This window comes from Roseobacter sp. MH60115 (assembly GCF_015644665.1).
In the GTDB taxonomy this organism is placed as follows: domain Bacteria; phylum Pseudomonadota; class Alphaproteobacteria; order Rhodobacterales; family Rhodobacteraceae; genus Roseobacter.
The window spans coordinates 20,132-32,886 of record NZ_JADOBQ010000006.1 but is presented as its reverse complement, the minus strand read 5'-3'; the positions used below and the strand labels follow the sequence as shown (position 1 = coordinate 32,886).

At 60.7% G+C, this 12,755-nt stretch carries 13 protein-coding genes and 2 tRNA genes; 4 read left to right on the top strand and 11 right to left on the bottom strand.

Annotation, left to right across the window (positions count from 1 at the left end):
* Positions 1 to 33: 33 nt before the first annotated feature.
* The 11 genes from ISX84_RS18335 to tgt form a co-directional block, all read right to left on the bottom strand.
* Entirely contained in the window at positions 34 to 753 is a 720-nt protein-coding gene (locus ISX84_RS18335) for an SGNH/GDSL hydrolase family protein (protein WP_195821855.1), read from the bottom strand.
* A gap of 12 nt (positions 754 to 765) precedes the next feature.
* Positions 766 to 1,704: a pirin family protein gene (locus tag ISX84_RS18330; RefSeq protein ID WP_195821854.1), complete on the bottom strand. Its 939-nt coding sequence runs from the start codon at positions 1,702 to 1,704 to the stop codon at positions 766 to 768.
* 70 nt (positions 1,705 to 1,774) lie between these two features.
* Positions 1,775 to 2,050 carry a hypothetical protein gene (locus ISX84_RS18325; RefSeq protein WP_195821853.1) on the bottom strand — a complete coding sequence of 92 codons (276 nt, stop codon included), beginning with the start codon at positions 2,048 to 2,050 and terminating at the stop codon, positions 1,775 to 1,777.
* 267 nt (positions 2,051 to 2,317) lie between these two features.
* On the bottom strand, positions 2,318 to 2,617 hold the full coding sequence (locus ISX84_RS18320; RefSeq protein WP_195821852.1) for a hypothetical protein: 300 nt from the start codon (positions 2,615 to 2,617) through the stop codon (positions 2,318 to 2,320).
* 174 nt (positions 2,618 to 2,791) lie between these two features.
* A tRNA-Val gene (locus ISX84_RS18315) sits at positions 2,792 to 2,867 on the bottom strand.
* A 34-nt stretch (positions 2,868 to 2,901) separates the two neighbouring features.
* On the bottom strand, positions 2,902 to 3,480 hold the full coding sequence (locus ISX84_RS18310; protein ID WP_326838770.1) for a histidine phosphatase family protein: 579 nt from the start codon (positions 3,478 to 3,480) through the stop codon (positions 2,902 to 2,904).
* 90 nt (positions 3,481 to 3,570) lie between these two features.
* A tRNA-Val gene (locus ISX84_RS18305) sits at positions 3,571 to 3,645 on the bottom strand.
* Positions 3,646 to 3,700: 55 nt separating this feature from the next.
* Positions 3,701 to 4,120 carry an HU family DNA-binding protein gene (locus tag ISX84_RS18300; protein WP_229884421.1) on the bottom strand — a complete coding sequence of 140 codons (420 nt, stop codon included), beginning with the start codon at positions 4,118 to 4,120 and terminating at the stop codon, positions 3,701 to 3,703.
* 212 nt (positions 4,121 to 4,332) lie between these two features.
* Positions 4,333 to 6,744, bottom strand: coding sequence for an endopeptidase La (lon, locus tag ISX84_RS18295; protein ID WP_195821850.1), 2,412 nt, complete (start codon positions 6,742 to 6,744; stop codon positions 4,333 to 4,335).
* Between the two features lie 198 nt (positions 6,745 to 6,942).
* On the bottom strand, positions 6,943 to 7,629 hold the full coding sequence (locus ISX84_RS23500; protein ID WP_195821849.1) for a methyl-accepting chemotaxis protein: 687 nt from the start codon (positions 7,627 to 7,629) through the stop codon (positions 6,943 to 6,945).
* A gap of 103 nt (positions 7,630 to 7,732) precedes the next feature.
* Positions 7,733 to 8,860: a tRNA guanosine(34) transglycosylase Tgt gene (tgt, locus tag ISX84_RS18285; RefSeq protein WP_195821848.1), complete on the bottom strand. Its 1,128-nt coding sequence runs from the start codon at positions 8,858 to 8,860 to the stop codon at positions 7,733 to 7,735.
* Positions 8,861 to 8,975: 115 nt separating this feature from the next.
* Between tgt and ISX84_RS18280 the strand changes: the two genes are divergently transcribed.
* From ISX84_RS18280 to ISX84_RS18265, 4 genes are all read left to right on the top strand, one after another.
* Entirely contained in the window at positions 8,976 to 9,872 is an 897-nt protein-coding gene (locus ISX84_RS18280; protein ID WP_195821847.1) for an SPFH domain-containing protein, read from the top strand.
* Positions 9,869 to 10,144: an NfeD family protein gene (locus tag ISX84_RS18275; protein ID WP_195821846.1), complete on the top strand. Its 276-nt coding sequence runs from the start codon at positions 9,869 to 9,871 to the stop codon at positions 10,142 to 10,144. The genes ISX84_RS18280 and ISX84_RS18275 overlap by 4 nt, the downstream gene beginning before the upstream one ends.
* 178 nt (positions 10,145 to 10,322) lie before the next feature.
* A complete protein-coding gene (gene rimK, locus ISX84_RS18270; RefSeq protein ID WP_195821845.1) occupies positions 10,323 to 11,705 on the top strand; it encodes a 30S ribosomal protein S6--L-glutamate ligase in 1,383 nt (460 codons plus the stop codon).
* A gap of 235 nt (positions 11,706 to 11,940) precedes the next feature.
* On the top strand, positions 11,941 to 12,720 hold the full coding sequence (locus tag ISX84_RS18265) for a universal stress protein (RefSeq protein WP_195821844.1): 780 nt from the start codon (positions 11,941 to 11,943) through the stop codon (positions 12,718 to 12,720).
* The last annotated feature ends 35 nt before the right edge of the window (positions 12,721 to 12,755 follow it).

Here is a 12,755-nt window from a genome sequence, read left to right as displayed (position 1 = left end):
GCCGCCCGCTTCTGCCGTCCGACCAGCATATGCTCAGAGCGGCTCTGCGCGCAGGTCATCGAGAATGAGCTGCCCTGCGAACGCCCCCCAGCCTCGGTAGATTTCCGGCCCGGGGTGGAAGCCATCTGCCGCCATCAATGCCGGGTCGAGCCCCCAATCAGGCGCAATGAGACGGAGCCCCTCCGCAGCTGCTGCCATATCCTCGAGCGCGCTGCGCAGCCGCGCCGCATGTCCACCAAGCACGGCGTTCAGAGGGCGCGGCAACGCGCGAAAATGCTCCAGCGGTGGGACCGTCGTGGCATAGATCCGCCGCACCGAAAATCTGGCGCGGATCAGATCGTGGAGTTCGCCCGTATGTTCAAGCCAGCGGTGGGGGCCGATCAGACGGGTTGTGTCGTTCACGCCCAGAGCGGTCACCGCGATGTCAAAGGGCTCGGGCGCTGTGTGTCGCACAACCTCGCGGAGCCTGCCGGTTGTCCATCCCGTTTGCGCAATCAGCGTCCAGGACACCCGGTACTCCGCGCCGAGGGCGCGCACCAAATGGCCACTCAGGGCGTCCGACTGGGTCGCAACACCCACACCTGCCGCCGAAGAATCGCCGAGGATCAGCAGGCGGAGCTCCGGTCCCTGCCCGGTGATGCCGTTGCGGGGGCCTTGCGCCTCGGGCAGGCGCGGCGTCCGCCGGACCACCTGCAGCGCCTGCACACCCAAAACCGGCGCCAGAGCCACCTGCTGCAGCCGCGGCCAGATCATCGCAGCCGGGCCCTAGCGGTCCGGCAGCGGGATGAATTCGTCATCATCCTCGGGCGGCAATTGGAACCGGCCATGGGCCCAGTCACCGGCACGCCAGGCCTCCTTGGCCGCGTCGATCCGGTCCTTTGATGATGCCACGAAGTTCCACCAGATGTGGCGCGGGCCGTTCAAGGTGGCCCCGCCCAACAGCATCAGCCGCGCGCCCGCCTCTCCGGCCTGCAAGGAAATCTTGTCACCCGGTCGGAACACCATCATTCGGCCCGCCTCAAAGCGGTCTCCGGCCACGGTGATCTCGCCTGAAATGACATAGACACCGCGGTCCTCATGGTCATCCGGCAAGGGAATACGCGCGCCCGGCGCGAGCAGCGCATCCGCGTAAAAGGTCTCTGAATAAACTTTGACCGGTGCTTCCTCGCCGTAGGCTGTGCCGAGGATCAGGCGGACGGTCTTCCCCTCCCCCTCCAGCACCGGCAGGCTGGCCTTGGGAGCGTGTTCAAAGGCCGCCGCGCTGTCTTCCGCCTCTTCCGGCAGCGCCACCCATGTCTGAATGCCGAAGAGATCATGCGGACGCTTGCGGATCTCGCCATCGGTGCGTTCCGAATGGGTGATCCCGTGGCCGGCCACCATCCAGTTCACCGCCCCCGGTTCGATCCACTGGTCCGTGCCCAGACTGTCACGATGATGGATCTTGCCCTTGTAGAGATAGGTGACTGTCGCCAGCCCGATATGCGGGTGCGGGCGCACGTCGATGCCCTTGCCGGTCACGAATTCTGCCGGGCCCATCTGATCGAAGAAGATGAAGGGGCCGACCATCTGCCGCTTGGGGGCCGGCAAGGCGCGCCGGACTTCGAAGCCGCCCAGGTCCCGTGCACGCGGCACGATCACCGTTTCGATCGCATCCACCGCGTCTCCGATTGGACAATCGGGATCCAACGCCGGGTTCCAACTCATCGCGCGCCCTCCTCAGCAATCACCACTTCAGAGAATAGCCCCATGCCCGGGGGAGGCAATTGCCCGGAGATCAAATCTTGCGCAAATCGTGGCCCGGCCGCGTGGGCACAGTGCTCTCATCGATCCGGCGCGCAGCCTGATCGAGCCGGGCGGCCATATGGATGATCTCCGACACATCCCCGGCACTCTGCTCCAGTGCCATCTCATAGGCGGCATATTCGAGGAATTGCGCGGCGATCTGCATCGAGACACGGACCCGCTCGGCGTTCGGCAAGCTATCGAGTGCGGCGAGAGCCGCTGACAGGTCCACAACCTCCGAAGGAATGTCATCCGTGGGCACGGTCATGTCGTGTCCGCTTTCAACTATTTTCCAATGCGGGACTGCCACAATGCCGCATCGGACGTTCACCTCTCTCAAATGACCCGAAAGACCAAAATAACGGCCGATCCATCAGTCCGGGATGTCACGCACCACTCCCAGGCGCACCCCTGTCATTTTTCTTGTAACGCTTTCTGTACAGCACTGTCCCTTATGGAACAGCCCGCTGTCAACCCAAGGTAGTTTGGAACGCTGCTTTTTAAACCGATTAGTATCTAAATGTCGCAGTTGTGCTTACTGCAGCCGCCTGGGGGCCTGTATACGCTCAGACGGTAGCGTGGTCTGCACGTCGGAAGATGCATGATCCACCCGAGCGGCGCAGTTGATCAGATCAGCCACGTCATCTGCGGAATAGGTGCCCGCCATCTCAAAAGCCGCAAACTCAATGAGCCGGGAGGCGAGGCCAAGGGCACAGCCGGACCGTTCGGACACGGGCAGTTCGCTCAACAAACACATCAGCCTGTCAGCGGCCTCGTTCACCGGTTGCTCTGCCATGGCGCGCATCCGCATGCCATTTGCCTTTCTCACGCACATTTGCGCGCCCCTTTTCGTTCTCTTGTCGCCATTCTGGCCCTCTATCATCGGGTGAATCACAGAGCGGCACACTTGGCAAGGCACAGTTTGTGGCAGCGCCTGCACAGCTACGTATCGGCACCATTGCGCCGGAATTCATCATCTTCACTACCTATGAGAGTGCGTTGAGCAAGATGGTGGGTCGTGAGAGGCTCGAACTCCCGACATCTTCGGTGTAAACGAAGCGCTCTACCAACTGAGCTAACGACCCGATTTGCGCGGTTTAGCCAAAGTCGCCACCCGCTTCAAGCCCCTATTGTCAGTTGCTGCATTTGACCGTTTTCCAGATGGTATATCACGCCCTGCCCACCCGGCAGCATACCGATTTCGGTGACGTCCATATCGAGGATGATAAGGCGCAACATGCGCGATGTGATCCCATGGGTCACCAAAACAGCGGGCTCCGTCAGCCCGCTCAGAAAGTCACGACAGCGGGCGTGAAGGGCTGCAAATCCTTCTCCGCCCGGTGCCCGCTCATAAAGATCCAGCGCACTCTCCTCGCTTTCGTCCATGACGCGGTCAATCACCAGGTCGTCCCGGCGCAGCCCCTCCCACGCACCAACACCGATCTCGGCCAGCCGCGCATCCGTGTCGATCCTATCAAACAAGCCGTCAAGGGCGATGGCGGCGGTCTGGAAACAGCGGCCCTGCGGGCTGCACAACGCCCGATATCCCCCCAAATCGCGGGTCTGCAAAATACGGCCCTGCGCCGCTGCCTGCGCGCGCCCCATCTCTGAAAGAGGTGAATCGAGGCTGCCCTGGATGCGGTGTTCTGCGTTCCATTCGGTCTGACCGTGACGCAGGATGTAGAGCGGCGGGATCACGGGGCTTGGCTCCTCGGGGCAATCTGGCATCCGGGTCGTTATCGCCTCACGTCACCACGGACGACACACGCAACAGCCGGGAAAGGAAAATGGTGGGTGATAAGAGATTTGAACTCCTGACATCTTCGATGTGAACGAAGCGCTCTACCACTGAGCTAATCACCCGCGACGACCGGATTACCGAAATGCAATCCTGCATGCAATAGGTCGGCCGAAAAATTCAGTCGCCGGACCCGTCGTTCGATGGTTTGAGAGCTGCTTTCAAAGGCGGATTGTTCTGGCGGATCTTTGCAACAATGACCCGACCGTTGGTCAGCTTCTTTTCGCGATTGATACGAACGCGCCCCAGCGGCGGCAAAACCAGACTGCGCCCGTCCGCAAGCGCCTCACCGAGCTCACTGAGTAATGCTTCGACGATCGGTTTGGCATCCCGCTTTTTCGCACCGGTTCGCGCAACCACCCGATCCACCAGTTCCTTTTTGCGCAGGGCATTCGCAAGGCCCGTGGACGTGGCGGGTGTTTCAGGTGCTGCTGTTTCTGGCGGGGCTGTCTTGCCGGGGGGCACCGATGTCACTTTGGCTTTTACCGCAGTTTTATTTGTACGCATCACCTTGCTGGGGGTGGTTTTTGATGTGCTCATATCGCCTCTCCGACTGCATATGCAGCCTGCTCCACTGCGATAGCCTCGTGGCGCCATCGTGGTCGTGACGGCAGCCTAAGACGGTGCCGGTGAAAAATCCAGTTCATCTCGGGTTTGCGCAGGACCGTATGTGACGTCGAGGCAATGGCGCGCCTTCAAAAAAACCGCGGCCCCGAAGAGCCGCGATTCGGTATCATGCATTGTGATGCGGATCAGTGTGCGGTGGCTGCGTCGCTGGCATCCGATGATCCCGCCAGGGCGGCAGCGGCCGCCGCATCTTCGGCCGCCTGATCCCACTCGATAGGATCGGGCTGCTCCACCAATGCCTGTTTCAGCACTTCTGACACATGCGATACCGGGATAATATCCAGCCCCGCTTTGACATTGTCGGGTATCTCCGGCAGATCCTTGGCGTTCTCCTCCGGGATCAGAACGGTGGTGATGCCGCCGCGCAGCGCGGCCAGCAGCTTCTCTTTCAGGCCACCAATCGGCATTGCGTTTCCGCGCAAAGAGACCTCGCCCGTCATCGCGATGTCCTTGCGCACGGGGATCTGCGTCAGCACCGAAACAATCGACGTCACCATGGCCAGACCGGCACTTGGCCCATCCTTGGGTGTCGCCCCATCGGGGACGTGCACGTGAATGTCGATCTTGTCGAACTGCGGTGGTTTGACACCGATGCGCGGGCTGATCGACCGCACGTAAGACGATGCGGCATCAATGGATTCCTTCATCACATCGCCCAGCTTGCCGGTGGTCTTCATCCGGCCCTTGCCAGGCAGGCGCAAGGCCTCGATGCTCAGAAGCTCACCGCCCACGGAAGTATAGGCCAACCCGGTCACCACACCGATCTGGTCTTCCTTCTCGGCCAGACCGTAGCGGTACTTCTTCACGCCCAGGAAATCGTCAATATTTTCATCCGTGACGGTCACCGCCTCGGCTTCCTTCTTGACGATCTTGGTCAGCGACTTGCGCGCGACCTTTGCGATCTCACGCTCCAAGTTCCGAACGCCCGCTTCACGGGTGTAGGTGCGGATCATCTCGGTAATCGCCGATTCCTGCAAATCGAATTCCTTGGCTTTCAGGCCGTGGTTCTTGATCTGCTTGGGCACCAGATGCTGTTTCGCGATCTCGCGTTTTTCGTCTTCGGTGTAGCCCGCCAGCGGAATGATCTCCATCCGGTCGAGCAGCGGCCCGGGCATGTTGTAGCTGTTCGACGTGGTCAGGAACATCACGTTCGAGAGGTCATATTCCACCTCCAGATAGTGATCCACAAAGGTGGAATTCTGTTCCGGATCAAGCACTTCCAGCATGGCGCTCGCCGGGTCGCCCCGGAAATCCTGGCCCATCTTGTCGATCTCGTCGAGCAGGATCAGCGGGTTGGTCGTTTTCGCCTTTTTCAACGCCTGGATGATCTTACCGGGCATGGAGCCGATATAGGTCCGACGGTGCCCGCGGATCTCAGACTCGTCGCGCACACCGCCAAGCGAGATGCGAATGAACTCACGCCCCGTGGCCTTCGCGACCGATTTGCCGAGGCTGGTTTTGCCGACACCCGGCGGGCCAACAAGGCACATGATCGGGCCTTTCAGCTTGGATGAGCGTTGCTGCACCGCCAGATATTCGACAATGCGCTCCTTGACCTTCTCAAGGCCATAGTGGTCGTCATCCAGCACCTTCTGAGCGCGGCTCAGGTCCTTCTTCACGCGGGACTTCACGCCCCACGGGATTGACAGCATCCAGTCGAGGTAGTTGCGCACCACGGTCGCTTCGGCGGACATCGGGCTCATGTTCTTGAGCTTCTTGATCTCTGCATCCGCCTTTTCGCGCGCTTCCTTGCTCAGCTTGGTCTCGGCGATCTTGGCTTCCAGCTCGGCAACCTCGTTCTTGCCGTCCTCGCCATCGCCCAGCTCCTGCTGGATCGCCTTCATCTGTTCGTTCAGGTAATATTCGCGCTGCGTGCGCTCCATCTGCGACTTCACGCGGGTCTTGATCTTCTTTTCGACCTGCAGCACCGACATTTCGCCCTGCATGAGGCCATAAACCTTCTCAAGCCGCTCGCTCACGCTCAACGTCTCCAGCAGGTCCTGCTTCTGATGCACCTCGATGCCCAGATGACCGGCCACGAGGTCTGCCAAACGCGCAGGTTCGGTGGACTCGCCCACGGCAGACAGCGCCTCCTCGGGCACGTTTTTCTTGACCTTGGCATAGCGTTCGAACTCGTCCGACACGGTACGCAACAACGCCTCGGTCGTGGCGAGATCGCCGGGCATCTCGGTCAAATACTCCGCGCGCGCCTCAAAAAAGCTATCGTTTTCAAGGTATTCCACGATGCGCACCCGCGCCTGCCCTTCGACTAGCACCTTCACGGTACCATCGGGCAGTTTCAGTAGTTGCAGCACGTTGGCCAGCACGCCGGCCTTATAGATACCGTCGCTTTCAGGATCGTCGACACCGGGGTCGATCTGGCTGGACAGCAAAATCTGCTTGTCGTCCGCCATCACCTCCTCCAGCGCGCGCACCGACTTGTCGCGCCCGACAAAAAGCGGAACAATCATATGGGGGAAAACCACGATATCGCGCAGCGGCAGTACCGGATAGGAGGCGTTGAGAGGCTCTTGCATGCTCTTTCCTTGTTCTTGGCAAGATGGTTCTGGTCCCGCATATGCAGCAACACTCGACCATCTCCGGGTTCGGATGACTAAGGTGGGGCGCACCCCGCCCGAAATCAACCTTACCGCTTATTAAGCTCTCTCCAGCATGGCCAGAGAAGCCGGGAATCACAAGCCTTCAAATCACGCCAGCTGCAGGCCCAAAAGCCCCTAATTCAGCTTTTCACGGTCCGTCAGCGAAACAGACAGAGACGAGACACGGGCAGAGAGCGTCTTCACTTCATCCGCAATCACGGTAAACCCCTTGCCAAGGTCCCCGACCCGCGCGGCCTCAATCGAGGCATTGGTGGCCACCATGTTGATCACGCGCCCGATCTTGCCGATTTCCATGGCGATGGAACTGGTATGATCCGTGACATCCGCGCGGCCCTTGTCGTTAAGCTCCAGAAAGAAATTGCCCAGATCAGCACTGAAGGCACTGACACCCTTTGCAACGCGCGTGCAGCATAGGTCATACATGTTGCCCACGGGTCGAAACCCGCGCACCTCGCCCTCCGACACGCTGCACCGGCTGATGATCCTGTCCAACTCATCCAGCGCTTCCGTCATCGCGGACAGCTGCTTGGAAAGATCCTCCGGCAGTGTCACGTCATGCGGGGCCAGGTAATCGGTTTCCAGACCATGGGCCGCGGCAAGCCCTTCCTGGATTTTCTTCACCGCGTCGGTGAATTCCTCTGCGGTCACATTCTGCTCACCCTCGGCTTCGGCCTCCATATGATGGATCAGCACTTGCAGAGCGGCCACGCGCACAGGCGCGATCTTGGACAGAATGAGATGCAGGGTGCGTTCCAGCGTCGCTTGATTTTCAGAATTGGCATTCTTGGGCTTCGACGACATCTGGAGAACTCCGCTACGCTACGGTTCTCATCTAGCCAGCCACCGGTTAAGCTTGCGTTAAGCCGCGCGCCCCAGACTGTTAAAACACACGGAAAATGCCGCTCTAAAGCGGCTCGATGTCGCCCTCGGCCCGGCCAGCGTGAAAGGCGGCCTCCCACTGTGCGAAACGCGTCTCGGCTATGGCGTCACGCATTTCCTGCATAAGATCCTGATAATACGTCAGATTATGCCATGTCAGTAGCATGGAGGAGATGATCTCCTGACTGCGAAAAACATGGTGCAGATAGGCGCGGGAATAGTTGGCGCAGGCCGGGCATCTGCAGGCTTCGTCCAGGGGACGCGGATCGTCGGCGTGACGCGCATTCTTGATGTTGACTACACCGCGACGGGTAAAGACCTGCCCGGTTCGCCCGGACCTGCTGGGCAACACACAATCCATCATGTCGATCCCACGCTTGACGGCCCCCACGATATCATCGGGCTTGCCCACCCCCATCAGGTACCGCGGCTTGTCTTCGGGCAGTTGATCGGCGGCGAAGTCCAGACAGCCGAACATGGCCTCCTGCCCCTCACCCACAGCCAGCCCGCCGACGGCATAGCCGTCAAATCCGATGTCCTGCAGGGCGGCTGCACTTTCCGCGCGGAAGTCTTCCTCCAGCCCGCCCTGCTGGATACCAAAAAGCGCGTGCCCCGGGCGATATCCAAAGGCATCGCGCGACCGGGCTGCCCACCGCATGGACAAGCGCATCGAAGAGGCAATCGTGGCCCTGTCAGCTGGAAGGGCCGGGCATTCGTCGAAACACATCACGATGTCCGAGCCCAGCAGCCGCTGGATTTCCATCGACCGTTCCGGCGTGATCTCATGTTTGGACCCGTCGATATGGCTTTTGAAGGTCACGCCCTGTTCCGTCAGCTTGCGCAGGGCCGCGAGGCTCATCACCTGAAAGCCGCCGGAATCCGTAAGGATCGGCCGCTCCCAGTTCATGAACCTGTGCAGCCCGCCCAGCCGGTCGATCCGCTCCGCCGTGGGGCGCAGCATCAGATGATAGGTGTTGCCCAGCAGAATATCCGCCCCGGTCTCACGCACGGATCCCGGCATCATCGCCTTGACGGTCGCCGCGGTGCCCACCGGCATGAAGGCAGGCGTGCGGATGTCGCCCCGGGGGGTCGAGATCACCCCGACCCGCGCCTTGCCGTCCTTGCCCGTTTTCGCAAAGCTGAACGCCTGCATTGTTCCATCCTTTGTTAACCCGACCCGCGCGATACTCCCAAGCGCGCAAACTTGCAATCTGCATGGCAAAGCGTCACCTATAAAGCCACATGACGTAACGAAGAAAGTGCCCGCCTTGGATATCGAAACCCTGATTGTGTCGCTGATCGAAAGCTCGCTGGTCTTCCTGTTGCTGGCCGCCCTTTTCATTGTCCTCGTCGTCAAGGCGGTCAAGATCGTGCCGCAGTCCGAAAAATACGTGATTGAACGGTTTGGGCGGTTGCGCTCGGTGCTCGGGCCGGGGATCAACCTGATCGTGCCCTTCATCGACCGCGTGGCGCATGAAATCTCCATCCTCGAACGGCAACTGCCCAATGCCAGCCAGGACGCGATCACCAAGGATAACGTGCTGGTGCAGGTGGAAACCTCGGTTTTTTATCGCATCACCGAGCCCGAACGCACCGTCTACCGCATTCGCGACGTTGACGCGGCCATCGCCACCACCGTCGCCGGGATCGTGCGGGCGGAGATCGGTAAGATGGACCTCGACGACGTGCAGGCCAACCGCGCGCATCTGATCACCACCATCAAGGCCCTCGTCGAAGACGCCGTGGACGACTGGGGCATTGAGGTCACGCGGGCGGAAATCCTCGACGTCAATCTCGATCAGGCGACGCGCGACGCAATGCTGCAACAGCTCAACGCCGAACGCGCCCGCCGTGCCGAGGTCACCAAGGCCGAAGGTGCCAAACGCGCGGTGGAACTGGCCGCAGATGCGGAGCTATATGCCTCCGAGCAGACCGCCAAGGCCCGCCGTATCCTTGCAGATGCGGAAGCCTATGCCACACAAGTCGTGGCCCAGGCGATCAACGAAAACGGACTTGAAGCGGCGCAATATCAGATCGCGCTGAAACAGGTGGAGTCGCTCAATGCCCTGGGCGCAGGCGACGGCAAGCAGACCATCGTCGTGCCGACGCAAGCCATCGAGGCCTTCGGCGATGCCTTCAAGATGCTCAAGGGCCGCGGCACATGAGTGAATTGCTCAATCTCTGGTGGGTCTGGACCGCCGCCGCGCTCGCTCTGGCTGTGATAGAGGTCCTGGTGCCTGGGTTCATCTTCCTAGGCTTTGCCATCGGCGCTTTGGTGATGGTTGCAGTGATCTTTACCCTCCCCGGGCTCGGGGCTCCTGCCCTACTCGCGATTTTCGCAGGCCTGTCCTTGCTGGCCTGGATCGGACTGCGCATGGCCTTCCGCAAACAGTCCTCCGGCGCCAAAATTGTGCATCACGACATCAATGACACCTGATGATTTTTTGGGGCGCTGCCCCAAACCCCGGGATATTTCAGGCCAGAAGATGCCAGCGTGTTTTCTCTTGGCCATAAGTATCCCCGCCGGAGGCATAAAGCTCTTGCCGCAGCCATTTGGTTGAGGTCAGACGGCTCACCTGATACTCCCGCTGACACCTATAAATGAGGGGGGCATCGTGGAAAAGCTGACGTTCGGGTGGGAGGAATGGGTGTCACTGCCGGACCTTGGTTTGCCCGCAGTCAAGGCCAAGGTCGACACTGGAGCACGCACCTCCGCGCTGCACGCCCATGACATTGAGGTTTTCGGACCCGCCAAACAGCCCAAGGTACGGTTCAATGTGCACCCCATCGCCGGGCGTGCCGATATGGCCATCACCTGCTCCGCGCCGCTGGTCGATCGGCGCGAGGTCACCTCGTCGAACGGCGAGGCTGAACAGCGCTTCGTGATCTCCTCCACGCTCGCGGTAGGGGATCAGACCTGGCCCATCGAGATCACCCTGACCAACCGCGCGTCGATGTCCTCGCGCATGCTGCTGGGGCGCCAGGCGCTCAGCGATCACATTTCGATCTCGCCTACGGAAAAGCACCTGCAGCCGGAGCTGAGCTATGATGACTACCACAGCTCCGCGCTGAAACGCCGCGCGCCCAAACGCGCCCTGCGCATCGCTGTGCTGAGCCGCGAGGACAATTACTCCACCCGCCGTCTCGTTGAGGTTGGTGAGGCACGCGGTCACACTGTCGAGGTGATCAATACCACCCGCTGCTACATGGCGATCAACGCGATGGCGCCTGAAGTGCATTACGACGGCAAACGCCTGCCCCGCTATGACGCCGTGATCCCGCGCATCGGCGCCTCCGTCACCTCCTATGGCACCGCGATCATTCGCCAGTTCGAAACCATCGGCACCTATTGCGTGAATGGCTCGGCCGGCATCACCGCGAGCCGCGACAAGCTGCACGCCCATCAGATCCTGGCCAGTAAGAAGATCGGCATGCCCACCACCGCCTTCGCCGCCTCGCCCAAGGACACCTCGAACCTGATGGGCCTCGTGGGCACCGCTCCGCTGATCGTGAAACTGCTGGAATCGACCCAAGGCAAGGGCGTCGTGCTGGCAGAGACCAAGAAAGCCGCGGAATCGGTCATCGACGCTTTCCGCGGGCTAAAAGCCAACTTCCTCGTGCAGGATTTCGTCAAGGAGGCCGCTGGAGAAGACATCCGCTGCCTCGTGATCGCAGGCAAGGTCGTAGCGGCGATGAAACGCACTGGTGCCGAGGGTGATTTCCGTTCCAACCTGCACCGCGGCGGATCGGCGAAGGTGGTGCGGATCACCAGGGAGGAGCGCGACACGGCGGTGCGTGCCGCGCGCGCCTTTGGTCTGGGCAAGGCGGGCGTGGACCTCCTGCGCTCCGAGAGCGGCCCCAAGGTGCTGGAGGTCAACTCCTCCCCCGGCTTTGAGGGCATCGAAACGGCGACCGGCAAGGACATCGTCGGCAAGCTCTACGACGAGATCGAGGCCCGCGTGAGACCACAGCCAGTGCGCAAACGCGTCCGAAGCTGATCCACTTCGTTGCATCAGAACCACTAACGGATCATCCAGTCTCGGGTCGCGCGCATTTAGGGCGCACGACAACCGATTTCCCAGAGAAAACTGCCTCCATGGCAATCTATAAATCGCCGCAGGCTTCAGCCTCACGCCCATCCGTGACCAAACCGAACCGATAGAGCGTAACCGCATCTTGTGCGGCGCCAGAAGGTCCCTAGATGGAAAGCAGGACACGGGGGAGATTGGGATCATGAAAAACATTGTTGTGGCAAGCGACCTGTCGGACCGCTCACGACAAGCCCTACGGCGCGCGGTTAATCTGGCGGCACAGACAAAAGCCGACCTGACCGTGCTGCATGTGGTGGATGACGCCATCCCCGAAAACCTCTCGACCCAGGTCCAGGTCGGGGCAAAGACCCTGCTGGCCGAGCAGGTGACAGCGGATGCGAAAGATCGCGAGATTGCCGTTACCATCAAGGTCGACGTCGGCGACGCCATGGAGGTCATCGGCGCCGTGACCGAGGACACCAAGGCCGATTTGCTGGTTGTCGGTCTGCACCGCCGTCGTAAGTTTCTGGATCATATCCGGGAAACCACCATGGAGCACCTGATCAGGTCCAGCGACATACCGGTGCTGCTTGTCGCGACAGAGACGGATCAGGCCTACACGCGTGTTCTGAGCGGCGTTGCCCTGTCTGAGGCCTGCGCCACAGCCTTGCGCAGAATTCCAATGATTGCCCCGCACGCAGATGTCACGATTTTCAATGCCCATGAAGTATCCTTCCGCAAGGAAGCCGAGCAGGAATACGAGACCTGGAAAGCCATGAACCCCCTACCCGAAGGCCTGCCTGATCCGGTCTTTGTCGAAGCCACGGCGGCCGATGCGCTGGAGGACATCGTGAAGAACGGCAGCTACGATCTGCTGGCAATTGGCGCCCACACACGTTCAAGTGCAGGCAGATACATCCTCGGCGGGTTCACGGCGGGGCTGATCCGAAATCCGCCCTGCGATGTGTTGATCGCCAAGTAGTCGACTGGTCGGCTCCTCCCCGTTTTTTGGCACAC